The sequence below is a fragment of the Lentzea nigeriaca genome, assembly GCF_016907955.1.
Lineage (GTDB): Bacteria > Actinomycetota > Actinomycetes > Mycobacteriales > Pseudonocardiaceae > Lentzea > Lentzea nigeriaca.
In genome coordinates, this window is the sequence record NZ_JAFBCX010000003.1 from 76,830 (window position 1) to 102,225 (window position 25,396).

19 protein-coding genes and 1 pseudogene are annotated in these 25,396 nt (G+C 69.2%); 8 read left to right on the top strand and 12 right to left on the bottom strand.

The genetic code is table 11. The features are described from left to right. Positions 1–6 precede the first annotated feature (6 nt). The 4 genes from hmgA to JOD27_RS11370 are packed head-to-tail and all read left to right on the top strand — an operon-like array spanning position 7 to position 4,047. The gene (gene hmgA / locus JOD27_RS11355) at positions 7–1,335 is read left to right on the top strand and encodes a homogentisate 1,2-dioxygenase (protein ID WP_204762148.1); all 1,329 of its coding nucleotides are present in this window, start codon (positions 7–9) and stop codon (positions 1,333–1,335) included. Next, positions 1,332–2,660: a fumarylacetoacetase gene (gene fahA / locus JOD27_RS11360; RefSeq protein WP_307830077.1), complete on the top strand. Its 1,329-nt coding sequence runs from the start codon at positions 1,332–1,334 to the stop codon at positions 2,658–2,660. Before hmgA ends, fahA begins: the two co-directional genes overlap by 4 nt. After that, entirely contained in the window at positions 2,660–3,424 is a 765-nt protein-coding gene (locus tag JOD27_RS11365) for a CoA transferase subunit A (RefSeq protein ID WP_372441689.1), read from the top strand. The genes fahA and JOD27_RS11365 overlap by 1 nt, the downstream gene beginning before the upstream one ends. Next, positions 3,421–4,047, top strand: a complete 627-nt coding sequence (locus tag JOD27_RS11370; RefSeq protein WP_239566949.1) for a CoA transferase subunit B — start codon at positions 3,421–3,423, stop codon at positions 4,045–4,047. The genes JOD27_RS11365 and JOD27_RS11370 overlap by 4 nt, the downstream gene beginning before the upstream one ends. A 506-nt stretch (positions 4,048–4,553) precedes the next feature. On the opposite strand, the gene JOD27_RS11375 is transcribed toward JOD27_RS11370, so the two are convergent. Together JOD27_RS11375 and JOD27_RS11380 are read right to left on the bottom strand one after the other, a co-directional pair. Continuing rightward, a complete protein-coding gene (locus JOD27_RS11375; protein WP_204762150.1) occupies positions 4,554–5,162 on the bottom strand; it encodes a DUF4360 domain-containing protein in 609 nt (202 codons plus the stop codon). Between the two features lie 254 nt (positions 5,163–5,416). Further along, on the bottom strand, positions 5,417–5,566 hold the full coding sequence (locus JOD27_RS11380; RefSeq protein ID WP_204762151.1) for an NADPH-dependent FMN reductase family protein: 150 nt from the start codon (positions 5,564–5,566) through the stop codon (positions 5,417–5,419). A gap of 159 nt (positions 5,567–5,725) precedes the next feature. Here JOD27_RS11380 and JOD27_RS11385 point away from each other — a divergent pair. Both JOD27_RS11385 and JOD27_RS11390 read left to right on the top strand, forming a co-directional pair. Then, positions 5,726–5,938: pseudogene (locus tag JOD27_RS11385) on the top strand (copper amine oxidase); the annotation flags it as partial. Between the two features lie 117 nt (positions 5,939–6,055). After that, positions 6,056–6,913, top strand: a complete 858-nt coding sequence (locus tag JOD27_RS11390) for a phosphatidylinositol-specific phospholipase C/glycerophosphodiester phosphodiesterase family protein (protein ID WP_204762153.1) — start codon at positions 6,056–6,058, stop codon at positions 6,911–6,913. A gap of 50 nt (positions 6,914–6,963) precedes the next feature. On the opposite strand, the gene JOD27_RS11395 is transcribed toward JOD27_RS11390, so the two are convergent. From JOD27_RS11395 to JOD27_RS11435, 9 genes are all read right to left on the bottom strand, one after another. Beyond that, positions 6,964–9,222 (bottom strand): S8 family serine peptidase, encoded by a 2,259-nt coding sequence (locus JOD27_RS11395; RefSeq protein ID WP_307830078.1) that lies wholly within the window; start codon positions 9,220–9,222, stop codon positions 6,964–6,966. A 460-nt stretch (positions 9,223–9,682) separates the two neighbouring features. Then, positions 9,683–11,230, bottom strand: a complete 1,548-nt coding sequence (locus tag JOD27_RS11400; protein ID WP_307830079.1) for an alpha-L-arabinofuranosidase B — start codon at positions 11,228–11,230, stop codon at positions 9,683–9,685. 690 nt (positions 11,231–11,920) lie between these two features. Beyond that, a complete protein-coding gene (locus JOD27_RS11405) occupies positions 11,921–12,796 on the bottom strand; it encodes a class I SAM-dependent methyltransferase (protein ID WP_307830080.1) in 876 nt (291 codons plus the stop codon). Positions 12,797–12,830: 34 nt separating this feature from the next. Beyond that, entirely contained in the window at positions 12,831–13,541 is a 711-nt protein-coding gene (locus JOD27_RS11410; RefSeq protein WP_204762155.1) for a TetR/AcrR family transcriptional regulator, read from the bottom strand. After that, a complete protein-coding gene (atzF, locus tag JOD27_RS11415) occupies positions 13,538–15,235 on the bottom strand; it encodes an allophanate hydrolase (RefSeq protein ID WP_204762156.1) in 1,698 nt (565 codons plus the stop codon). The genes JOD27_RS11410 and atzF overlap by 4 nt, the downstream gene beginning before the upstream one ends. Next, positions 15,232–18,831 (bottom strand): urea carboxylase, encoded by a 3,600-nt coding sequence (gene uca / locus JOD27_RS11420; protein ID WP_204762157.1) that lies wholly within the window; start codon positions 18,829–18,831, stop codon positions 15,232–15,234. The genes atzF and uca overlap by 4 nt, the downstream gene beginning before the upstream one ends. After that, entirely contained in the window at positions 18,828–19,478 is a 651-nt protein-coding gene (locus tag JOD27_RS11425; RefSeq protein WP_307830081.1) for an urea amidolyase associated protein UAAP2, read from the bottom strand. Before JOD27_RS11425 ends, uca begins: the two co-directional genes overlap by 4 nt. Then, positions 19,475–20,293 carry an urea amidolyase associated protein UAAP1 gene (locus JOD27_RS11430; RefSeq protein WP_307830082.1) on the bottom strand — a complete coding sequence of 273 codons (819 nt, stop codon included), beginning with the start codon at positions 20,291–20,293 and terminating at the stop codon, positions 19,475–19,477. The genes JOD27_RS11425 and JOD27_RS11430 overlap by 4 nt, the downstream gene beginning before the upstream one ends. Next, on the bottom strand, positions 20,294–21,838 hold the full coding sequence (locus tag JOD27_RS11435; RefSeq protein WP_204762158.1) for an amino acid permease: 1,545 nt from the start codon (positions 21,836–21,838) through the stop codon (positions 20,294–20,296). A 214-nt stretch (positions 21,839–22,052) separates the two neighbouring features. On the opposite strand from JOD27_RS11435, the gene JOD27_RS11440 reads away from it, so the two are divergent. Both JOD27_RS11440 and JOD27_RS11445 read left to right on the top strand, forming a co-directional pair. Then, positions 22,053–22,442: a YciI family protein gene (locus JOD27_RS11440; protein ID WP_204762159.1), complete on the top strand. Its 390-nt coding sequence runs from the start codon at positions 22,053–22,055 to the stop codon at positions 22,440–22,442. Beyond that, entirely contained in the window at positions 22,442–23,692 is a 1,251-nt protein-coding gene (locus tag JOD27_RS11445) for an RNA polymerase sigma factor (protein WP_204762160.1), read from the top strand. The genes JOD27_RS11440 and JOD27_RS11445 overlap by 1 nt, the downstream gene beginning before the upstream one ends. On the opposite strand, the gene JOD27_RS11450 is transcribed toward JOD27_RS11445, so the two are convergent. After that, complete coding sequence (locus JOD27_RS11450) at positions 23,683–25,263, bottom strand: elongation factor G (RefSeq protein WP_204762161.1); 1,581 nt, start codon at positions 25,261–25,263, stop codon at positions 23,683–23,685. The two genes, JOD27_RS11445 and JOD27_RS11450, sit on opposite strands and share 10 nt — an antisense overlap. Positions 25,264–25,396: the final 133 nt, after the last annotated feature.

Consider the following 25,396-nt stretch of genomic DNA (forward strand, 5'->3'; position numbering starts at 1 on the left):
CACGCGATGACCTCGTACCTGTCCGGCTTCGGCAACGGCTTCGAGACCGAGGCCCTTCCCGGTGCCCTTCCGGTCGGCCGCAACTCGCCGCAGCGATGTGCCTACGGGTTGTACGCCGAGCAGCTGAGCGGCTCGCCGTTCACCGCCCCGCGCGCCAGCAACGAGCGTTCCTGGCTCTACCGGATCCGTCCGAGTGTCGCCCACTGGGGTGAGTTCAGCCTCGTGCCGACCGAGGCGGGCAGCCCCACGGAGTCCGTGAAGCACTGGCGCTCGGCCCCGGACGACGCCCCCAAGGTGCCGATCGCGCAAATGCGGTGGGACCCGCACCCACTGCCGGACACCGAGCGGACCACGTTCATCACGGGCATCCGCACGATCACGACCGGCGGTGACGTCGAGGCGCAGACGGGCTTCGCCAACAGCGTCTACACGATCACGGACTCGATGGTCGACGAGTACTTCTACAACGGCGACGCCGAGATGCTCTTCGTCCTCGAGCACAACCCGGTCCGGTTCTGCACCGAGTTCGGCGTCATCGACGCGGCACCCGGTGAGATCGTGGTCGTCCCCCGCGGTGTGAAGCTGCGCGTCGAGGTGCCGGAAGGTCCCGCCCGCGGCTACCTCTGCGAGAACTACGGCGGCGCCTTCACGCTGCCCGAGCGCGGCCCGATCGGCGCGAACTGCCTGGCCAACCCACGCGACTTCCTCACGCCCGTCGCGGCGTTCGAGGACCGCGAAGTGCCCTCGACGCTCTACGTGAAGTGGGGCGGCGACCTGTGGCGGACGACGCTCGGCCACTCACCGCTCGACGTGGTCGCCTGGCACGGCAACTACGCGCCGTACAAGTACGACGTGCGACGGTTCTCGCCGGTGGGCCCACTGCTCTTCGACCACGCGGACCCCTCGATCTTCACCGTGCTCACCTCGCCGAGCGAGACGCCGGGGACAGCCAACATCGACTTCGTCTGCTTCCCCGAGCGCTGGATGGTGGCCGAGGACACCTTCCGCCCGCCGTGGTACCACATGAACATCATGAGCGAGTTCATGGGACTCGTGTACGGCGTCTACGACGCCAAGCCCGGCGGCGGGTTCGCGCCAGGTGGCATCAGCCTCCACAACTGCATGATGCCCCACGGTCCGGATGCCAAGGCGTTCGAAGCAGGCAGCACGGAGGAGATGAAGCCGGTCAAGCAGGAGGGCACCCTCGCCTTCATGTTCGAGACCCGCTTCCCCCAGCGGGTCACGGCGTACGCCGCCGAGTCACCGCAGCGCCAGCGGGACTACGCGAACTGCTGGAGCGGTCTGGTCAAGCGCTTCACCCCGGAGCAGCCGTGAGCGCCCTGGCCGACCTCGACGTGACGCACGACCCGAGCCTGCGCAGCTGGGTCGCGTCGGCGGGTGAGGGAAGCGACTTCCCGCTGCAGAACCTGCCGTTCGGTGTGGTCGCACCCCGCGCGGGCGGAGCACCACGCGGGGTCGTGCGGATCGGCGACGACGTGCTCGACCTGACCGGGCTCGCCGTCGCGGGCCTGCTCGAGGACGAGGCGCTGGCTGCCGCGAAGGCCGCTGGCGAGGAGTCTCTCAACGCGCTCTTCGCGCTGGGCGCCGGCCCGCGGCGGGCCCTGCGGACGGCACTGCACGGGCTGCTCGTCGAGGGCTCCCCGGCGCAGGAGCAGGTCGCGGCACTGCTCACCCCGGTGGCCGACGTCGACGTCCTGCTCCCCGGTGCGATCGGCGACTACACCGACTTCTACGTCGGCATCCACCACGCTGTGAACGTGGGCTCGATCTTCCGGCCAGACAACCCGCTGCTGCCCAACTACAAGTGGGTGCCCATCGGCTACCACGGCCGGGCGTCCAGCATCGGCGTCAGCGGCGGCACCGTCGTGCGGCCGCTCGGTCAGACGAAGCGCCCCGACGCCGACGCGCCGACGTTCGTCCCGACCCAGCGGCTCGACATCGAGCTGGAGCTGGGGATCTGGATCGGCCCTGGCAACGAGCTCGGCGAGCCGATCGCGCTCGACGAGGCCGAGGACCACGTCGCCGGCTTCTGCCTGCTCAACGACTGGAGCGCACGCGACGTCCAGGCCTGGGAGTACCAGCCGCTGGGCCCGTTCCTGGCGAAGAACTTCGCCTCGACCGTCTCGGCGTGGGTGGTCACCCCCGAGGCGCTGGCGCCGTACCGGACGCCGTGGGACCGTCCCGCCGCCGACCCCGCCCCACTGCCGCACCTCGACTCCGAGGCACACCGGCGGAGCTGCGGCTTCGACATCGACCTCGAGGTCCACCTGGCCACCGCGCGGATGCGGGCGGCGGGCGAGGAGCCCGCGCTCGTCAGCTCCTCGTCGACACGGCACATGTACTGGTCGGTCGCGCAGATGATCACCCATCACACCAGCAACGGCTGCAGCCTGCGGCCCGGCGACCTGTTCGGCAGCGGCACGATCTCCGGTCCGACGCCGGGATCGGAGGGCAGCTTCCTCGAACTCAGCCACGGCGGAACCGAGCCCATCACGTTGCCCAACGGCGAGAAACGGACCTTCCTGCTCGACGGCGACGAGGTCGTCCTGCGCGCTCGCGCCCACCGCGAGGGCGCCGCCCCGATCGGCTTCGGCGAGTGCCGGGCCGCGGTCTCTCCCTCTCCCGGAGGCACGCGGTGATCGACAAGGTGCTCCACGACGCGGCCGCGGCGGTGGCGGACATCCCGTCCGGGGCGAGCATCGCGGTCGGCGGCTTCGGGCTGTGCGGCATCCCGTCCGCGCTCATCGAAGCCCTGCTGGACCACGGAGCCGCAGACCTCGAGGTGGTCTCCAACAACTGCGGCGTCGACGACTGGGGCCTCGGCCGTCTGCTGCAGGCCGGCAGGCTGCGGCGCATCGTGTCGTCGTATGTCGGGGAGAACAAGGAGTTCGCCCGCCAGTACCTCGCCGGAGAGCTCGAAGTGGAGCTCACGCCGCAGGGCACGCTCGCCGAACGCATGCGCGCGGGCGGCTCCGGCATCCCGGCGTTCTTCACCGCGACCGGGGCCGGCACGCAGGTGGCCGAGGGCGGCATCCCGTGGAGGTACGACGTCGAGGGCAACGTGGTCGTGAGCTCCCCGGCCAAGGAGACCAGGCGGTTCACGGTCGACGGCCGCGAGCGCGAGTACGTCCTGGAGCAGGCGATCATCGCCGACTTCGCCCTCGTCCGCGCGAGCAAAGGCGACCGTCACGGCAACCTCGTCTTCCGGCGTGCCGCGCGCAACTTCAACCCACTCGCGGCGATGTGCGGCCGCATCACGATCGCCGAGGTCGAGGAGCTCGTCGACCCCGGCGAACTCGACCCCGACCAGATCCACACCCCAGGTGTCTTCGTCCAGCGCGTCGTCGCGCTCCCGCCGGAGGCGGCCGCCGACAAGCGCATCGAGAAGAGGACGGTCCGTTGAGCTGGACCAGGGAGCAGATGGCCGCACGCGCCGCGGCCGAACTCGAGGACGGCGCCTACGTCAACCTCGGCATCGGGCTGCCGACCCTCGTACCGAACCACGTACCGGAGGGCGTCGAACTGGTCCTGCAGTCGGAGAACGGCATCCTCGGCGTCGGGCCCTACCCCGACGAGCAGCACGTCGACGCGGACCTCGTCAACGCCGGCAAGGAGACGGTCACGGTGCGTCCGGGCGCGAGCTTCTTCGACTCCGCCACGTCGTTCGGCATGATCCGCGGTGGCAAGATCGACAGCGCCGTCCTCGGCGCCATGCAGGTCTCGGCGACCGGCGACATCGCCAACTGGATGATCCCCGGCAAGATGGTCAAGGGCATGGGCGGGGCGATGGACCTGGTCCACGGCGCTCGCAAGATCATCGTCCTCATGGAGCACGTCGCCAGGGACGGGTCATTCAAGATCGTGAGCGAGTGCAGCCTCCCACTGACCGGCAGGGCCGTCGTCCAGCGGATCATCACCGACCTCTGCGTCCTCGACGTGACCGCCGACGGGCTGCGGCTGGTCGAGTTGGCACCAGGGGTCACCGAGGACGAGGTGCGCGCGAAGACGGAGCCCGCCCTGCGCTGACGGGCACACCGGGCCGAGCCGGTGTCGTCGTCAGCGCACATGTACTCCCGGTGTTGAACGGCAACGGGTTCTGGTTCAACCCTGTTCAAACCGCAGTCAGTGCGGCAGAACGTTCCAACGTTGTGGGTTCTCGAAGTCTTGCTTGAACAGCAGGTCAGCAGCGACATGTGCGACGATATGTACTGACTTCAGTTCACACTGAAACAACTGTGAATACTGGCGAGCCGCGACTGCTCGACCATCCACGCATGCTCGACCTCGCCGGCCAAACGGCGAACGTCGACCTGAGCGAAGCCGACGTGCAACACCGACGCCGGACACCTCGCACTGCTCTACGTCGCAGCCCGGCTGCTACACCGGACCTCTCCGCACCGCTCAGAAAGCTCGTCGAGACCTTGTGAACCGTAGAACGTGCCGTTCATCGCGGGGCGACGCATCGCGCGTCGACGAGCACAGTCGTCAGGCCCGGAGCCATCAACGCTCCGAGCCTGCGACCAGGTTTTCGGTTACGGGCAACGCTTCCAGGAGAAGAAGTAGTCCGTCTTGGCGTGGCCGTCGAGCGAGTCCATCGCCATGAAGCTCGCCTTCTTCGAATCCGACGTGCCCACGTTGACCCGCAGCTCGGTGTTGATGTTGAGGTTCCTGTTCACACCACAGGGCGGGTAGATGATCGGCGAGCCCACGTCCGTGGCCTGCCACTCGTCATCCACCGGGCCCTGCCAGTTGTGGCTGCGGTAGCCCGTGTCCGTCATGCCCTGGAAGTAGTAGCTGGACCTCAGGGAACTGGTGGCACCGCGTTCGAGGTGGAGGTAGCCGGCGTAGTCGACCTTGGAGATGCCGTAGACGAAGCCCTCCGGCGCGTTCACCCTGACGCTCAGCTGGCAGTTCTTGCGGAAGTCCGTCGGCGCGGCACCAGGGCCGACCTTGGCCGCATAGCTGCTGAAGACCACGTGGAAGGCGGAGTTGTCCGGTGACACCGTCACCGAGGTGGTGCCTTTGGGACAGCCGCTTCCGTTGATCGTGTCGATGGTGACCGCGCCGGGTGGCGGGATGTCGGCCTGTGGGAGGACGACGGTGGACATCGCCATGGCCGCGGCGACAATCGCGTGGATCATTGGACACCTTCCGGCTCGTACGCTGGGCAGCGGCGGCGAAGATGTACCCAACACGATGACGGCGGCTTGGCGGGGTTCCTGCCACCTTGCGATTACCTGACGATCGCTCCTCCCCTCTCCTGCTCATCTCAGTCCGGGCTCGCCTCCGACCGCGCGCCCGCGAGCACCTAGGCGAAGCGAGCGAGGCGGCCGCCCTGGAAGCGGGCGCACTCGAGCGTCGTCTCGTCGGGCATGGTCGACGGGAAGCCCGCGGGTCATGAAGTGCCGTAAGGGTTTCCACCGGCCGCGTACACGATGTCGTCGGTGTAGCCGAGCGGGACGATGACGCAGTCCCAGTGGTAGAAGACGTTGTTCAGCGACCGGATCGTGGCTTCCTGTCCGCCGTGCTGCACGGCGGACGACACGAACGTGACTGGTTTGTCGGCGAGCTTCCCGGCGTGCCAGAGGCTGCTCGCGGTGTCGCACCCAGTCGGGGTTCGACGCGATCGCCTTTTCGGGGGTAAACGGCTGTGACCCTCGGGAGCTGCACGCGACTACCAGCACCCCGGCGACGGCATCGGCGCTGGGTGCCCCAGCAACGCGACCTCGTCAACACCGACGTCGTGCTCTGGCACACTTTCGGCACCTCCCACCTGCCGCGGCCGGAGGACTGGCCGATCATGCCGTGCGAGTACGTCGGGTTCTCGCTCAAGCCCGCCGGGTTCTTCGACCGCAACCCCTCGCTGGACGTGCCGCCGCCTGGCCACGTGCCGCACTGCCACGCCGAGCATTCGTGATCGGGCACAGGTCGCTTTCCCTGATTTCCGCGACAGTTCCCCCAATCGTTGATCACGGACCACGCCGGTGGTGGCAGCATCGCCCGTGCCCTGTGAGCAGAGAAAGGGAACTACCAGATGAAGCGATCGACGCTGTCCGTTCTCCTGGCGCTGCTCGGGACCGTTGCCGCCGGCGTCGTGTCGCCCGCGGTCGCCGCGGCGGCACCCGTGCAGCCGCTCGAACGCGCCCATGCGCACAACGACTACGAGCACGCTCGCCCGCTGGCCGACGCCCTCGACAACGGGTTCGGGTCGGTTGAGGCCGACGTGTGGCTGGTGGACGGCGAACTCCGCGTGGCGCACGACCTGGCCGGCACACGACCGGGCCGCACCCTGCGCAGCCTCTACCTCCAGCCACTCGCCGAGCGGGTGCGTACCAACAAGGGCAGCGTTTACCCGCGCTGGCGCGGATCCCTGCAGCTGCTCATCGATGTGAAGAGCGACGGGCCCTCCACCTACCGTGCGGTGGACGAGGCGCTGCGCGAGTTCCGTTCCATGTTCACCCAGTGGACCAACGGTCACGAACGGCGCGGCGCGGTCGAGGTGGTCATCAGCGGGAACCGGCCGCGTGAGGACATGCTCGCCCAGTGCCGCCGCCTCGCCGGGTACGACGGGCGGCTGAGTGATCTCGGCACCGGCACGCCGGCCACGTTCATGCCGCTCGTCAGCGACAACTGGACGAACAACTTCACGTGGCAGGGAGTGGGCCCGATTCCGGTGCAGGAACGGGAAAAGCTGCACCGCATCGTCTCGCAGGCGCATGCCGCCGGGTACCGGGTGCGGTTCTGGGCCACGCCGGACGTGGCCGGAGCACCGCGGGACGCGGTGTGGCGCGAGCTGATCGCCGCCGACGTCGACCAGATCAACACCGACGACCTGGTGGGACTGCGTGAGTTCCTCCTGGCGAACGACCCGGCGGAGCACCACGCGGCCTGAGCGGATCACGACGAGCCCAGGCCACCGGCCTGGGCTCGTCGCACCCTTGGTCAGAGGATCGACGCCGCCGGGGTCGCCGCCCAGGTCGGGAAGTCCGTCACGCCGGCGTTGGTGATGCCGAACGTGCCGTTGCCGCCTGAGAACGCCACGGGGATCGAGCCCCAGCCGTTGACACCGGTCAACGCCAGGTCCGTCCTGCCGTCGCCGTTGAAGTCACGCGCCACGAGTTCGACTCCTGCCGAGTTCGCCCAGGCGGGGAAGTCCGCGACCGCGGCGTTGGTGACACCGAACGAACCATCTCCGTTGGAGAACGCGACAGGGATCGAACCCCAGCCCAGGCCACCGGTCAGCACGATGTCCGTGCGGCCGTCGCCGTTGAAGTCCTTGGCCACGATCCGGACGCCCGCGGTCGTCGCCCATGTCGGGAAGTCCGCGACCGCCGCGTTGGTGACGCCGAACGAACCATCCCCGTTGGAGAACGCCACCGGGATCGAACCCCAGCCCTGCACGCCGGTCAACGCGAAGTCCATCCGCCGGTCGTTGTTGAAGTCGCCGGTGAGAACCTTGACGTTCGGTGTCGCCGACCATCCGGGGAAGCTCGCGACACCGTTGTTGGTGATGCTGAACGAGCCGTCCCCGTTGGCGAACGCGACAGGGATCGAACCCCAGCCCGGCACACCGGTCAGTGCGATGTCGGTACGTCCGTCGCCGTTCACATCGCCGGTCACCAGCTTCACGCTCGGCGTGTTCGCCCAGGTCGCGAAGTCCCCGACCCCCGCGTTGGTGATGCTGAACGTGCCGTTTCCGCGGGAGAACGCGACGGGCACGGAACCCCAGCCCGCGCCGCCTGCCAGTGCGATGTCGGTGCGCCCGTCGGCGTTGAAGTCGCCGGTGACGATCTTGACGCCCGGTGTGGTCGCCCAGACCGGGAAGTCGGGCACCGCGGCGTTCGTGATGGAGTAGGTGCCGTCGCCGTTGGAGAACGCGACCGGGATGGAGCCCCAGCCGGCGGGACCGGTCAGCGCGATGTCGGTGCGTCCGTCGCCGTTGAAGTCGCCGGTCAGCAACTTCACGCCGGGCGTGCTCGACCAGGTCGCGAAGTCCGGCACACCCGCGTTGGTGACACCGAACGCGCCGGTGCCCGCGGAGAACGCGGTCGGGATCGAGCCCCAGCCGGGTACACCGTTCAACGCGATGTCGCCGCGTCCGTCGGCGTTGTAGTCCGCCTTGGTGTCCGTCACGCCGTCGGAGACAGGCGCGTACAGCAGGAGGTTCGGCGATCCGGCCGGGTCCGTGATCGCGTTCGGGGTCGCGTTGGTGAGCAACGCGTTCGCCACGAGCGGCGGGGTGTCGTACGGGTGGTTCGCGAGCCACAGCGCCGCCGCGCCCGCCACGTGCGGGGTCGCCATCGATGTGCCGCTGATCGTGTTCGACGCCGTGTCGCTGGTGTTCCACGACGACGTGATGCTCGTTCCGGGTGCGAACAGGTCGGTGCAGGAGCCGAAGTCGGACGAGGAGGCCCGACGGTCGTCGACGGTGGCGTTGTTGACGGTCAACGCCTCGGTCACCCTGGCCGGCGAGTAGTTGCAGGCGTTCGCGTTGTTGTTGCCGGACGCGATGGCGTAGGTGACGCCCGACGCGATCGAGTTCCGCACGGCCTGGTCGACCGCGGCGTTCGCACCACCGCCCAGGCTCATGTTGGCGACAGCAGGCCGCACGGCGTTGGCGGTCACCCAGTCGATGCCGCTGATGACGCCCGTCCACGATCCGGAACCCGAGCAGCCGAGCACCTTGACGGCGACCAGGTTCACGCTCTTCGCGATGCCGTACTCGGCGCCGCCGATGGTGCCGGCGACGTGCGTGCCGTGGCCGTTGCAGTCGGTGTTGTTGTTGTCTCCAGTGGTGTTCGTGCCCCAAGCAGCCCGGCCGCCGAACGTGGCGTGGCTCGTCCTGATGCCGGTGTCGATCACATAGGCCCGCACGTTCGCCGCACGTGACTCGAACGTGTACCGGCTGTCCCGCGCGTTCTGCCGCTGGTCGACCCGGTCGAGGCCCCACGACGGCGGACTCTGCTGCGAGTCGGTGAGGTGGACCTGGCCGTCCTCCTGGACGTAGGACACGGCCGGGTCCTTCGCGAGCCGGGCGGCCTGGCCTGCGCTCATGCGCGCGGCGAAACCGTGCAGGGCGTGCTGCCAGGTGGCCGTGACCGTGCCGCCGTACCTGCTGGTCAGCGCGGCCGAAGTGGTGATCGTGTTGTCCTTCAGAACAACGACATAGCTTCCCGGAATCGCTTGGGAAACGGCCCGCACGGCCACGGGCTCGGCATTCGCCGATACTGCGGAGGCGCCGATCAGAGTAATTGCAACCGCACTTGCTCTGACCAGACGCAAGGATCTCAGCGTAAGCATGAAGATCTACTTTCGCTCGGGTGACGAACAGGGCTCACCCGGTCGATCCTGCTGACTCGATCAGTTGCGCGGTAGTGCGGCGAATTGCCAAAATGGGAACATGTCAACGGCTTCGGCCGGCCGGGGAATGGACACGGGTCAGGATGGATGCGGGCCAACCGCGCAGCGCTGCGCGGTTGGCCCAACGGGAGCAGTAATAGGTGAAAACAGCTCAGCCAAACGTCGACAAACATCTGGGGAACAGTACGAGCGAAAGGACTCCCAGCACCGCCCCGGACACGAGTGTGACGCCGAACGCCAAAATGAACTTCCACCCGATCAGCGATCGCCCGTCCTACCGAAAATTAGAGAATGACGCCCGTCAGCTCCAGGGAGACGCGGTGAGCCAACTGGTGTCCTGAGCCCACGAGGTGGCGGAGTCCCAGGTGTTGGAGCCGCCGTTGCTCGCGATGTAGGCGGTGTAGTTGTAGTGGCGCAGGTACTTCGTCGGGAAGTTGACCGACTGGAACGAGTTGCCGGTGCCGCTGTTGCCCGTGGTGGAGCAGAACGTGGCGTCCTGTGCGAACGCGCTGCCGCCGTCGTCGGCGTTCAGGTTGAGCTGGTAGTTGTAATGGCGCAGGAACTGGCCGGGCTTGTCGACGGACTCGAAGGACAGGCAGGAGGTGTTGGCCAGGCCGGCGCGGACGATCCAGGTGGCGTCGGCCTTGTCGGTGGCCGAGCTCGAGGAGTTGATGGACGAGATGACGACCTTGCTGTCGGCGTCGTTGTGGCGGAGGTAGTGCGAGGTGCAGCAGGGCGCGGTGGTGGCCCGCAGGGAGATCCGGGAGCCGGGGGTCAGTGAGCCGGTGCTGGTCGATCCACTGCTGTAGCCGGCGGCGGTGATGTTGGCCTGGACGGCGTTCTCGGTGGCGTCCGAGGGGTAGCCCGAGGTCATGACGCCTTCGTAGAAGGTGCCTTGGGCCCACTTGCTGTTGTCACCGCCGATGCCGAGGATGATCGCGCCTTCCTTGCTCATCGGGTTGTAGCCGGAGGCGGTGGGGCGAATGCCGTTGTAGAAGGTGGACAGGCTGCCTGACTGGGCGTTGCCGCCGCGGAGGGCCCACTGGTTCGGGCCACCCTTGAGCATGGCGGTCAGGAACCGGTGGTTGACGGTCGGGTCGCCCGCGTTGAACCCGCGGTTGACTCCGGAGAACAGGCCGTTCTCCAGGTCTGCCATGACCCAGGGGCCGTTGCCGCTGCCCCAGCCCCAGCCCTTGTTGTTGCCGAAGTAGAGGGCCTCCATGTGGCCGTTGCCGGTGTCGAGGTTGTTGGTCTCGGCGTTGCCGTAGTCGAAGCAGCAGCCGCCGTTGAAGTGTGCGCCGTTGAAGATCGCGTACATGCCCTCCGGCTGGTCACCGGTCGCGATGCCGTTGGTGTTGTTGTTGCGGTAACCGGTGCCGGGGGCGACGTAGACGCCGTAGGCCTTGTGTCCGCCGACGGTGATCGGCGCCTCGAAGGCGTTGGCCAGGTTGTCCGGCCCGCCGGCGGCTCCGCCCCCAGGCGCCTGGGTGAGGTTGTTCCCCTTGGGAGACTGGTCGTAGATGACGGTGATGACGCAACTGGTGCCCGCGCAGAAGGAGTCCTGCGCGGCGGCGTCGGCGACACCTCCGGCGTTCAGCAGGCCGATGTTCCTGGTCGTGTTGTCGGAGGCGCGCTTGACCTGGTACAGCGGGCCGTTGTAGGCCCCGTACAGGGCGCGGGTGGTGCTGTGCGCGGCCACGCAGGGGGTGTTGCCCGCGGCGTAGATGTCGCACGGCCCCTGGGTGGCGGCCTGCGAGGTGGCCGTGGAGGTGAGCAGTCCTGCGGCGAGCGCGGCAGTGGCACCCGCGGCGAGGAGCGCACGCTGGGCGCGGCGCGGTGGATTGATCACGAGAACTCCTTCTCCAGGTGGGGTGTGAGGTGAGCGCCGACATCCGTGTCGGCGTCGAGTCAGCTCGTCACGCGGAAGGTGGCGTCGCCGCGGCCGGTGGCGGTCTGGGACGACGCGAAGGAGGAGTCGGCGAGGCCGGGATGACCGCTCCGTGATGACCGCTCCGTTGCCGGTCTTCGGCGTCCGCGGTGCGGTCAGCCGGACCGGGTCGCACGCCCGAGCCGCGCGGTGTCCTCAAAGGACTCCACCCGGAGCTCGAAGTTCCACCGCTGTGCGGCCGAAGGGCGCGACTCGGAAGCGGGAACCCTGCAAGTGAGCGCTAACATCCCCTACCGAGGCGAGCGCGAGGGTGACTCAGGCTAGGTTGCGCGGCGCCGAGCTCGGTCGGCGCTCTCCAGGGGCCAGTGTCCCGCGAAAGGTGTAGTGACTGGTGCCATGTCTGCGTACTCCCTGCGTCCTTGCAGCGGCAGCCTTGGTCGACCAGCAGGCTGGTCACGGGTGGGCCCCAGTGGTGCGAAGCCCTGATGTTAGCGTTAACATCTTCTGGTGAGCTAAATCAAAACACGGTGGCAACTTTCACGTCAATGGTTCGTGCTCCGGTGGGCGGCTTCGGTCCCGCCTACGACGTGAACACACCGGCACCTGGCCGGCTCACTGGCAAGCGGGCACGACCAGGCACACGCGGCAACCTCAGCGGCTCGCGCGCAGCATGTGCATCGCGTGCAGCGCCGAGGATCCCTCGAACTCCACGGATCCGCCGAGGTAACCGGAGATCAGGTCGGGAGCGGAGTGGTCCTCGACACCGGTGAACCCGAGGGCGCGCAACTTCGCGGCGATGCCGTCGGGAGTGAAGTAGCTGAACAGGGGTTCGCCGATGGCGGCCAGCCGTTCGGCACGCGCGCGTTGGTAGGCGCGTTCCGCGGCGGTGGTCGCGGTCCGCAGGTAGTCGAAGACCACCTCGACCGGCTGGGCCTGATCGGCGATGTAGGCGAGGGTGGCGTGGGCGGCGTCCGGCGTCAGGTAGTAGACGACGCCCAGCCACACGAACACGGCCGGATCCGTCCGGCTGAATCCGGCGGCTTCCAGTTCCGTTGCGAGCGTTTGGGTTTCGAAGTCGACCGGCACGAAGGTCAGCGTGTCGGGGCTGTCGATTCCGGCCGTGGCAAGGCGTTCTCGCTTCCACGCCTGGGTGGCGGGGTGGTCGACCTCGAAGACGCGCAGATCGCGGTGCGGATTGCGGTAGGCGAAGGTGTCCAGGCCCGCGCCCAGGATCACGACCTGCCGCACACCGGCGGCGACGGCCGCGGCCACGGTGTCCTCGGCGAAGCGAGCCCTGGTGGCGAAGAAAAGGCGGCGGGGCCGGTCCGTCACGGCACCGCCGAGGCGATCGGTTGCGGCCGTGCCCAGTTCCGGCAGTTCTTCCCCGACATGGCCGAGCAGACGTGCCGCGAGGGGGTCGGTGAAGATCTGTGGCTGGTCAGCGATCTGGTGGTAGGCGCGGGCGTACGCGGTGACGAGCGCCGTCCGGCTGGGTCCGCCGTTCTCCATGTTCACGACGCTACTCACGAAGTGGCTGCGTACATCGGCGACATGGATCACTTCAGAGAACGTGCAAGCCTGGAGAATTCTCCGAGATCTCCTCGTCACTGCTCCCCCGCAGGGCGGAGTAGCCCCTGCGTGCGGCGGCGATCGCCGGCTCGTCGGCGCCGCAGACCCGCAGGCATGCCTCGGCGATGGCGTGGCAGTCGGACGCGCCCGGTACGCGGGTCCGCCTTTGGTGGATCACGACCTCGACGAGCTGGATCAGCATCTCCCCCCGGCGCGCCCCCGCCGCCGAGGTGGGGTCGTCCCCGGCGACGCGGGCGCCCAGGCGGGCGTAGGTCTCCTGGAGTTCCACGCGGTCCTCGCGGAACAGGTCGTAGCGCTCCAGCTGCACTTCGGGCAGCAGGTAGAGCATGCCGATGTTGTGCGGTGCCGTCGCGAGCGTGTGCGCGTCCGCCATGGCGAGGGCGTAGAGCGCCGCCTCCGCCGGGAGTTGCGGGGCGGCGTCCTCCAGCGCACGGGCGGTCTCCAGGCTGGGGCGCACCGAGGTGCGGAGCAGTTCCAGGAGGATGTCGTCCTTGCCCGCGAAGTGGTAGTAGAGGGAGGCCTGCCTGATTCCGACCCGGTCGGCGATGGCGCGGGTCGACGTCGCGGAGAACCCCTGGTCCACGAACAGCGCGGCGGCCGCTTCGAGAATCTGTTCCCGTGGCGACATGCTGCCGCCCTCGTCGGGCGCGTGGCGTGGGCGGCCGGGGCGGGGGCGAGTCACCTCGTCATTGTCTCCTTCGTCCGGTTGGCCGCGAGGTAGGCCCGCCATCCCCCGAACGGGGTGATGTCGTCGGCGCCCTCCAGAGCCCACGGTTCGGCGAGGAAGCCCGGGACCGCGGCGCCGTCGGAGAGTTCGACGGTGCCGATGACCATCGGTGGCGGAACGGCGGCGACGAACGTGCCGAACCCCGCCGCCGGGAGCCGCCAGACCTCTCCCTCGACGCTGGCACCGCCGTCCGCGACGCGCATGAGACCGGGTTTGGGTGGTGTCGTGTCCAGTGCGCGCAACCGGTACGCCGCGGCAGTCGTGGCCGGGCGGACCAGGGTGCCGCCCGCTTGCACCAGTTGTGAGTTCAGGGGCTGGCCGCTGAGGTGCGCGCCGACGACGAAGAGGTCGATCGAGGGCGCGAGCAGGCGGCGGGCGAGATCGGCCAGGCCGCGGTCGCTGAACGCCGGACCGGTGAGCATCACGCCGAACGGCAGCCCGCCGACGAACCCGGCGGGCACGGCGAGTGAGGCCAAGTCGAGCAGGTTGGCGAAGTTGGTGAAGCGGCCCAGCCTGCTGTTGACGCCGACGGGGTCGGCGGCAACCTCCTCGAGGGTGGGATGGCAGGTGGTGGTCGGGGTCAGCAGCGCGTCGCAGCCGTCGAGCAACGCGCGTCCCTGCGCACCGAGGCGGGCGAGCGTGGCGGTGTCGGCGGCCCACTGCGCGGCCGTCGGCGATGCTCCCGCGAGGATGATCGCGGCCACGGTGGGGTCGAGGCCGGTGCCGATCTGGTCGCGATGAGCCTCGATGTGAGCACCGACGGCGGCGTAGCGTTCGGCGACGAAAGCGCCGCCGTACAACATCTTCGCTGCCTCGAGCAGCGGTGCGATGTCGACCTCGACGATCTCCACGCCAGTGGCGGCCAGGCTCTCCGCTGCCGCGGCGAAGGCCTCGCGCCAGCCGGGTGCCATCTCGGCCAGGTGCTCGCCGGTGGGCACGGCGACCCGCGGCCGCGGCGGAAGAACCGCGTCCGCGCGGGCTTCGCGGGACAACGGATCCTCGGCGTCGGGTCCGGACATGAGCTCGGCGACCAGCCGTCCCAGAGCGAGGTCGCGGGCGAAAACCGTGACGCAGTCCAGGGAATAGCACGCGGGCACGACTCCGGTGACGGGCACCAGCCCCTTCGTCGGTTTCACCCCGACGATGCCGTTGAGCGCGGCGGGGACACGTCCGGACCCCGCGGTGTCGGTGCCCAGTGCGGCGTCCACGATGCCCAGCGCGACGGCGACGGCGGAGCCCGCGGACGAACCCCCGGAGATCCTGGTGGGGTCCCAGGCGTTGCGGACCTCGCCGTACGGGCTTCTGGTGCCCACCAACCCGGTCGCGAACTGGTCGAGGTTGGTCTTCCCGATCACCACGGCGCCCGCGGCCCGCAGCCGCGCGACCGCCGTGGCGTCCGAGTCCGGGCGGTAGATGTAGGACGGCGCACCCGCGGTCGTCGGCAGCCCGGCCACGTCGATGTTGTCCTTGACCGCGATCACCCGGCCCGCCAGCGGGAGGTCCTCGCCCGCGGCCACCCGTTCGGCGATGATCTTCGCCTCGGACAGCGCGTCCTCGCGGAAGCGCAGGGTCACCCAGATCTCCCGGCGGCCCTCGGCCTCGATCCGGTCGTAGGCCCTGTCGACGGCGGCGATGGGATCGAGCGTCATGGCAGCACCGCCGCGAGGATCTGACCGGGGTCGACCTGGTCGCCGGGACTCACGTACAGCTCGACCAGTCTGCCCGTGACGGGTGTGGTCACGTCGGCCTCCATCTTCATCGCCTCGACCGAGAGGACCGCGTCCCCTTCGGTCATCGGGGAACCTGGTTGCACTGCGAGCCGCCAGACGGTCGCGGTGAACGGTGCGGTCACGGCGACCGCGCCGGCGGGCAGCGTCACGTCGGGTGCGGTGATCACTTCGGGTTCGTCGTGCCGGTCGAACTCCCCTGCGAGCCGCCAGCGGGCCTTCTCCTCCTCGAAGGCCGCGGTCTGGCGTGCTCGGAAGGCCGCGATGTCGTCGGCGTTGTCGTCGAGGAAACGGAGGTGGTCGGCGATCGAGAACGTGCCGTCGACCGTCTCGAAGTCGCCACGTCCGGCGTCGGTCTCGGCCCGCAGTTCGACCAACTCGTCGGCTTCGACCGGGTACCACTCGATCCGGTCGAAGAAGCGCAGCGCCCACGGGTGCTCGGCGAACAGCCCGCCGCGGCGGTAGCGGTTCCACACCTGCACCGTCCGGCCGACGAACTGGTATCCGCCAGGCCCTTCCATGCCGTAGACGCAGAGATAGGCGCCGCCGATGCCGACCGAGTTCTCTGCCGTCCACGTCCGCGCGGGGTTGTACTTCGTCGTCACGAGCCGGTGCCGGGGGTCGAGCGGGGTCGCCACCGGCGCGCCGAGGTAGACGTCACCGAGACCCAGCACCAGATAGGACGCGTCGAAGACGGTCCGATAGACGTCGTCCACCGACTCCAAACCGTTGATGCGGCGGATGAACTCGATGTTCCACGGTGTCCACGGCGCGTCGGAACGCACGCCGGCCATGTACCGCTCGATCGCCAGCCTGGTGGCGGGATCGTCCCAGCTGAGCGGCAAGCGCACCGTGCGGGACGGCACCACGAGATCTTGCGTGGCGGGCACTTCGCCTTCGAGCTCCTGGAGCAGCCGCGCGACGTCGGAGGCTTTCAACCGGGCCGGGTCCGTGTGGACCTGCAGGGAGCGAATGCCCGGCGTGACGTCGAGAATGCCCTCCGGGGCATGGGCCGCAAGGGTTTCCTGGAGCGCGTGCACCCGCATGCGCAGGGCGAGGTCGAGGGTCATGGGCCCGTACTCGACGAGCACGTTGCTGTCGCCGTCACGGCGATACGTGACGGAAGGGCCGTTGTCGGTCTCCTCCAACCGTCCCAACACGCCGTCGTCATCGTCGCCGCCCGAAGTGACCACGTGCGGGACGGATCGCCGGTCGGCTGCGGCATCGGCCTCCCGCACCCGCACGAACCGAACCGTGTCGCCAGGACGCAACTGCCCGAGCTTCCACAGATCACCACTGGCGACCACGGCCGGGCAGACGAACCCGCCCAGCGACGGGCCGTCGGGGCCGAGGATGACGGGGGTGTCGCCGGTGAAGTCGATGGCGCCGACGGCGTACGGGGTGTCGTGGATGTTCGACGGGTGCAGCCCCGCTTCCCCGCCGTCGGGGCGCGCCCACTCCGGTTTCGGGCCGATCAGCCGGATGCCGGTGCGCGCGGAGTTGTGGTGCACCTTGAAATCGTTGGCGTAAAAGGAGTCGAGGTCGCCACGGGTGAAGAACTCGGGTGCCCCGTGCGGGCCTTCGGTGACCGCGATCTGCCAGCTGCCGGTGATCGCGGGACGGCGGTGCGCCGGGGTCGGGCCACCGATCGTGGTCAGTCCCGGGTTCTCCGCGGCGTCCGGTGAGCACAGCCGCAGCACGTCGCCTGCCAGCAGCGCGCGACCGGCGTGGCCGCCGAAGCCGCCCAGGGTGAACGTCGCCGCGCTGCCGAGGTAGGCGGGCACGTCGAGGCCGCCCCGGACGGCGAGGTAGGTGCGCAGCCCAGGCCCGGCGGCCGTACCGATCCGCACCGTGCCACCGGCGGGGACGTCGACCGGTTCCCACTGCGGCACCGGCTCACCGTCCACAGAGGACTCGACGGGTGCGCCGGTGAGGCAGATGACCGACGGAACCGAGAACCGCAAGGTCGGTCCCGTCGCCGTGATCTCCAGTCCCGGTGCGGTGGCTGGATTGCCGACCGCGAGGTTCGCCTCGGTCAGCGAGACCGGATCGAACGGGCCGCTCGGCGGGACACCGACCTGCCAGTACCCGACCCGGCCTGGGAGGTCCTGCACCGTCGTCATCGTCCCCGGCACGAGGACGTCGACGCGGGGATCGGGATCGGTGGTGACGTCGAGGCTGGAGGTCGAGTGCACCGCGGCCCGCACGTCGTCGGAGGCGGTGAGGGCGCGCAACAGCCCCAGGTTCGTGACGATGCCGTCGACGCGGGAGCCGTCGAGCGCCTCGCCGAGGAGGTCGAGCGCGGCGTCGCGGTTGGGACCGGCGGCGATCACCTTGGCCAGCATGGGGTCGTAGTGCGGCGAGACCTCCAGCCCGGTCTCGATCCAGCCGTCGACCCGGACACCGTCGAGATCTTCCGGGAAGACCGCCCGAGTCACCAGACCCGACGACGGCAGTGACTCCTTCGCGGGATCCTCGGCGTAGACACGGGCTTCGACAGCGTGTCCGTCCGGGATCCACGGCGAGTCGAAGACACGATCGGGCAGGCCGTCCGCGCCGTCACGGGCCAGCCGCAGCATCAGCTCGACGAGATCGACACCGAAGACCATCTCCGTCACGGGGTGCTCGACCTGCAGCCGCGTGTTGACCTCCAGGAACGAGGCCTCCTGGCGGACCGGGTCGTAGATGAACTCGACGGTGCCGGCACTGCGGTACCGCACCGACGCCGCCAGCTCCCGCGCCGAGCTGTGCAGCAGCTCGCGGACGTGGCCCGGCAGGGCCGGAGCGGGCGCCTCCTCGACGACCTTCTGGTTGCGGCGCTGCAGCGAGCAGTCCCGGTCGCCGATCACCGCGACCCGGCCGAGCCCGTCGCCGAAGAGCTGCACCTCGACGTGCCGGGCCGGGCGCACCAGCCGTTCGAGGAACACGCCCGCGGCGCCGAAGTTCTGCCGTGCCAGCGACTCCACGCGTTCGAACGCCCCGCGCACCTCGTCTGCGGTGGCACAGGCCTGCATGCCGATGCCACCACCACCGCCGGTCGCCTTGACCATCACCGGCAGCCCGATCCGTTCGGCCGCGGCGGCGGCCTCGTCGGCCGACGACAGCAGACCGGTGCCGGCGAGCATCGGCACGCCCGCGCGGCGCGCGATCTCCCGGGCGGTGTGCTTCTCGCCGAACGCGGCGATCTGCTCGGGGGCAGGGCCGACGAACCGCAGACCCGCTGTTTCCACGGCACGGGCGAAAGCGACGCTCTCGGACAGGAACCCGTAGCCGGGGTGGATCAGCCCGGCGCCGCTGTCGAGAGCCGCCTCGATGACCGCGTCGGCTCGCAGGTAGGAGTCGCGGGCGGGAGCGGGCCCGAGCCGGACCGCGGTGTCGGCCTCCCGGACGTGCGGGGCGGCGCGGTCGGCGTCGGAGTAGACCGCGACCGTCTTCATGCCCAGGGCGTTGGCACCGCGGATGATCCGGCGCGCGATCTCGCCCCGGTTGGCGACCAGGACCACGTCGAACGACGTCATGGGCTCACCACGATCATGCGCAGCGGCGTCGGGTTGAAGTCGTTGCACGGGTTGTTCATCTGGGGGCAGTTGGAGACCAGCACCAGAACGTCCGTGTCGGCCCTCACCGCAACTCTCTTGCCGGGCGCGGACATCCCGTCGACGATGCCGAGCGCGCCGTCCGCCTCGACCGGGACGTTCATGAACCAGTTGAGGTTGGACACCAGGTCGCGCAGGCCGAGTCCGTGTTTGGCGCCCTCGGACAGGAAGTTCTCCCGGCACCCGTGGTGGAACATCACGTGGTGGCCGTACCGCAGCGTGTTCGACTCCTTGGAGCACGCGCCGCCGATGGTGTCCTGCCGGTCGATCTCGTTGCCGACCACGGTCATCAGCGGGTTGCCGAGGTTGCTGCGCAGCACCGTGTCCGTGCGGACGTAGGCGTTTCCCTGCCAGGCCAGCGTGTCGGGGACGCTGTAGCGCTCCTCGGTGTCGGCGGCGTTGTAGAGCAGGCAGTCGCCTGACTGGTTGCCTCCCACGTCCACAATGGTCAGCACGTGGCCGGCCCGCACCACGGCGGACCAGGAGGCGTTGGGAGCGACCCGGTCGTCGAGCACGACCTCGCCCGGCACCAGCGGTTCCGACCAGTCGAGAGACATCGTGCTGGTCACAGTCCTCGCGCCTCCGCGTAGTCGATGGTGTTCAGGTAGGCCCGGTGTGCTTCGGGCGTGGCCTGGAAACGGTCGTCGTCCGGCCCGGTGGGTGCGCTGCGCCAGGCGTGCACGCGCAGCGGTCCGGCCACGTAGTCCGGGCGTGGATCCAGCGGGTGCGGCACGTTGGCCACCAGGATCAGCAACGGCAGTTCGGCCAGCAGTTCGACCGAGGTGCCCTCCCCCGCCGATCCCCGCCACTCGAACGCACCGTCGGCGTCGACCCTGATTCCCTGGAAGAAGGACACACTCGGCGGGAGGTCGCGCGGCGCGAGACCGTGTTTGGCCGCGGCCTTGACGAACAGCGAACGGCCCGCCGGGGACGGCCCCTCCGGCCTGGCATCGCCGTACTTGCGCTGGTTCCACGCCTCGGTGGTCGTCCCGCAGAACGCGTCGTGGTGTCCCGACGTGTCTTCGACGATCGTCGCGAGCACACGGCCGTCACCCGACAGCAACGGGTGCCCGGCACCGAGGTAGGCCTGCCAGGGGATCTTCACGGTGTCGGCGACGTTGAGCCGCTCGACCGTTTCCAGCGCGTTGTAGACGATCACGTGCGCGCACGCGTCACCGGTGGGGTCGTCGAACCGGATCCGCGTTCCCCTGGCGAGCACCTTGTGCGTGTATCCGCCCGGCGCAACGGTTTCCGCCCAGGTGAGCGCTTCCACTCCCAGGGGCCGGTACGGGCTCGACGATGCCGGCAGGTAGGGCATCCACTCGCTCGTCTGCCCGCCTCGTGCGCGAGCGTCCGCCCTGGCGTTGAGAACGGAGTCGGTCACTCAGGCCTCCTGTGCGCTGTGCGGGACGTGGCGCAGCTCGATCCGGCCGTGCAGCCGGTGCTTGTAGAGGAGGTACGCGGCACCGGCGGCGAGGCTGAGGCCGATCACGAGCAGCGCGCTCCAGCGCAGCCACCAGGTCTCGCCGGTGAGGTCGTAGATCTCCGGCCGTGGCCACAACAGGTTGACCGCCATGCCGATCTGGTAGACGACGGCGAGCGCGTTCAGCGGGATTCCCCACCTGCCGAGGCCGAACAGCGGTTTGCCGTGCTCGTCGACACCTGCCGGCCAGCCATCGGTCCTGCGGTGCCGGAGCCGGGTGACCAGCAGCGGCAAGGTCACGCCGAGGTACGCGAGGTAGAGCATCGCGATGCACAGACTCGACAACGCGGTGAAGAGCGCGGACTGACCGATGTTGACCACGAGTGCGACCGCGGCGCCGACACCCACGACGATCGAGGCGCCGACCGGCGTTCCGGTGCGCGGGGACACCTTGGCCAGCTGCTTGTGGAACGGGAAGGCCTTGTCCCTGGCCATCGAGTAGATCATCCGCGCACCCGCGGTCTGGATGGCGAGCGTGCACGCGAACACGGCCACGGCGACGCAGCACAGCAGCAGACGCCCCAGCACGCCGCCCAGTCGTTCGGTGAGCACCCAGGAAAGCCCTGCGGTGGCGAGGTTTCCGTCGGTGAGGCTCGGCGCGGCCATCAACGCGCCGAGGATGAGCAACGCGCCGCCGATCGCGGACGCGATGAGCGCGTGCAGGATCGTGCGCGGTGTCGTTCGTCTCGGTGAGTGTGTTTCCTCGGACAGCTCACCCGCGGAGTCGAACCCCACCATCACGTACGCGGCCATCAGCGCCGAGGCGAGGAACGCCGGGAGATAAGCACCCTCGCCGGTCCACCCCTCGTGCGTGAGCACGACCTGAGGACCGCGCTCGGGAAGGACGAACAGCGCCAGGACGAGCACGATCACCGCGACGATCTCGACGGTGACCCCGACGCTCGTGGCCGACGCCATGTGGCGCACGCCGGCGATGTTCACGGCCGTGGTGATCACGAGGAGGATCACGCCGAGCAGCACCGCGTTCTGCGCGCCGGTCGCCGAGGTCACCGAGGAGTCCGCGCCGGATCCTCCGACGATCTGGAAGCCGGACCAGATGCTCGGCAGGACGACCTGGATCGCGATCGCGGCCGCGGCGACGGTGAGGATCTGCCCGATGATCATGATCCAGCCGGCGAACCAGCCCGCCGTCGTGCCCGCCAGGCGGCTGGACCACTGGAAGATCGCACCGGAGACCGGCCACCGCGCCGCGAGCTCCGCGAAGCACAGCGCGACGAGCAGCTGCCCGGCGAAGACCAGGGGCCAGGCCCAGAAGAACGAGGCACCACCGAGGCCGAAGCCCAGCCCGAAGAGCTGGAACACCGTGGTGAGGATCGAGACGAACGAGAAGCCCGCGGCGAAGGACGAGAACGTGCCCACCCCCCTGCGCAACTCCTGGGCGTAGCCGGATCCAGGGGAACCGGTGTCACTGAGAGACGTGCTCATGGGCCCTCCCGGAGCCGGACGGAATATCTGTCGAGCGACAGGTATGACTGTCTGGCCCCGGTATTTCGCCGACAGGTGACGTGCGTAAATTCCCCGTGAACCACGCCGCCGACGAAAATGAGCCGGGGATGTAGACGTGAGGAGCCCGGCACCGACGTCTCAGGCGAGGATGGGTCGTCCGGACGCATCCACGACGCCGACCGAGGAGCCGATGGTGAAGTACGTGATCCTGATCCACTCCAACCCGCAGCCGTGGGGGCACCCGACGCCCGAGTACCTGCCCCACTACCAGGACATGCCGCGGGCGGAGCGGGACCGGCTGAACTCCGAGTTCGAGAAGATGCTCGGCGAGCTGCACGAGAAGGGCGAACTGCTCGGCGGCGAGGCGCTGGCGGCGCCCGAGTCGTCGCGGCTCTACCGGTGGGCGGACGAGAAGCCACTGGTCACCGACGGGCCGTACTCGGAGGCCAAGGAGCACCTGGCCGGTTTCTTCCTGATCGACGTGGACAGCCACGCTCGTGCGGAGGAGATCGCGGCCCGCTTCTCGGGTCCGGGCGAGACGGTCGAGCTTCGGCCCACGATGTGGCCCGGCGGGGACGCCTGATGGACCCGCGGGTGGTCGAGGACGTGTGGCGGCGCGAGTCGCCCCACGTCCTCGCCGCCCTCCTGCGCAGGTACGGCGACCTCGGCGACTGCGAGGACGCCGCGCAGGAGGCGGCCGAAGCCGCGGCACGGCAGTGGGACGCCGACGGCGTGCCCGACAACCCGCGCGGCTGGCTCATCCGGGTCGCCTCCCGGCGTCTGATCGACCGGTTCCGCGCCGACAGCGCCCGTGCGGGGCGCGAGGAAGCCGTGGCCGCGGCACAGCCCGGCGACGCCCACCTCGCGCCCCCGGCCGACAACGGGCACGACGACTCCTTGAAGTTGTTGCTCCTGTGCTGCCACCCCGGTTTGAGCCGCTCCTCACAGGTCGCCCTGACCCTGCACGCCGTCGCGGGCCTGAGCACGGCCCAGATCGCCGCCGCGTACCTGGTACCGGAGCGCACGATGACGCAGCGCCTCACCAGGGCACGGAACACCTTGCGGGCGGCGGGTGCGGTGTTCGAACTGCCGACCGAGGCCGAGCTGCCCGCACGTATCGCCGCGGTGCTGGACGTGTGCCATCTCCTGTTCACCGAGGGACACACGCGTTCCACCGGCGACGCGCTGGTCGACTCGAACCTGGCCGAGGAAGCCATTCGACTCACCAGGCAGCTGCACGCGGCGATCCCCGACCACGACGAAGTGGCGGGCGCCTTGGCCCTGATGCTGCTCACCCACGCCCGCGCGGCCGCACGTAGCGATGGCGGCAACCTGGTGCCCCTGTCCGAACAGGACCGTTCACGATGGGATCACCAGCAGATCGCGGAAGGAGTGCGCATCCTGGAGCGAGTACTGCCCCGCGGGCACGTCGGCAGGTTCCAGCTCCAGGCCGCCGTCGCCGCCGTGCACGCCGAAGCCGCCACCTGGGAAGGCACCGACTGGCAGCAGATCAGCCTGCTGTACGCCATGCTCGCCCAGATGGCACCCGGCCCCGTCGTGACGCTCAACCGAGCGGTCGCCGTCGGGATGGCGCTCGGCCCGCAGGACGGTTTGGCACTCATCCGGCCGTTGCTCGACGATCCGACGATGAGGCGGCACCACCGCACTCACGCCGTGCGCGCCCACTTGCTGGAAATGGCCGGAGATCCGGCAGGTGCCGTCGACAGCTACCGTCAGGCAGCCCTGCTGACGACGAGCCTGCCCGAGCAGCGCTATCTCAACGCCCGAATCCGGAACCTCGAGCCTGTGCCACAACACGACCCTCAGGCATAGTGATCGAACTCGGTTTCCAGCACGCCTTCCCCACGGGTGAGCGAGGGCAGCCGTCGTTGCAGCTCATGCACTCGAGCCGCTGGAATGTGTCCTTCCAGGACGGTCGCGGTCGTCATCAGTGGCACGCCGCCGACCTTGCCCAGCGCGACGAGCACCGCGGTGAGCACGTCCGCCGGAATCTCCAGCCGGAAGCGGTGCATCGGTTCACACGTCACAGTTCCCGCTCGTCGCACCGCTTCCCGCAGCACGATCGGTGCGAGGCCGCGGAAGTCGCCCGCCACGCTCACCGGTGAGGAGTAGCCGGAGTGCGTCATCGTGACCGTGCAGTCGTGAATCCGCTCAGCGCGCAACGTGTCGCGCACGGCGTCCTCAGCGGCCCTGAAGAAGGCCAGCGGCAACGAGCCCAGCTCTACCTCCAGCCGGAACTCCTCCGGCCCTGGTTCCACCCGGAACCCGATGCCGGCCGCGTACGGGCTCTCACCGAGGAACCGCACCGCCTCGCCCACCCCCCGGAGACGTTCCACCCGGACCGTTCGCGTTTCGCGGAACGTGACAGCCACGCCGTACTCCAGAGCGAGCGTCGCCTCGATGACCTCCTTCTGCACCTCGCCGTACAACGACACCACGATGTCGTCACCGTCGAGCCGCAGGTTGATCAACGGATCCTGCTCGGCGAGTTGCTGCAGCGCGGCGTGCAGAGCCGCACGATCGTCCGATTCCACCACGGTTTCCAGCGTCGGTGGCGCGAAGTGGTGGACGCGATCGTGATGAGCGACGCCGATCGTGTCGCCGATGCGGACATCAAGGCCCCAGAGCTTCGCGATCTGCCCTGCCCCGGCGGTGGTACGACGCGGCGCCGAGCCGCCCTCGAACACCGCGATCGCGGTGACTTTTCCTTCGCGGTCACCGATTCTCACCCGATCACGCACGCGCACGGTCCCGGAGAACAACCGCACGAACGCGACCTTCTCCCCCGCTCTGCCACGTTCGACCTTGAACACAGTGCCGGACAGCGGACCGTCGACCACGCCGGTCACCGGCAACGACGATGTGACACCGGAGACCAGCTCGCGCACTCCGTCACCGGTCATCGCGGATCCGAAGTAGATCGGCACCTCGGTCGCCAGTTTCTCGACCACGTCGCGCGCCACTCGCGGCCCATCGGCACCACGACGGTCCATCTTGTTCACGAACACGACAGTCGGAATTTCCAGGCGCCGCAACGTGCGCATGAGCACGCGGGTCTGCGCCTGCACGCCCTCCACCGCGGACACCACCAGCACCGCGCCGTCGAGCACGTTGAGCACCCGCTCCACCTCGGCGATGAAATCCGGGTGGCCCGGTGTGTCGATCAGGTTGACCAGGACGTCACCGACGACGAACGACGCGACGGCGGACTTGATCGTGATACCGCGCTGCCGTTCGAGCGCGAGCGAGTCGGTCTGCGTGTTCCCCGCGTCCACGCTGCCGAGTGCGTCGATGACACCGGCGGTGTGCAGCAACCGCTCGGTGAGGCTGGTCTTACCAGCGTCGACGTGAGCCAGAATCCCCAAGTTCAAGGTGCGCGACAAGCGTCATGTCCTCTAGATAGGCAACGAATACCTTCTGGGTGAACACGAACGCCTCGCGCATGTGCCTCTCCTCGTCCGGACGACTGGTCATGCGCAGTTCAGCAGGCCGCTGTCCGGCAACGCAACTGAGATT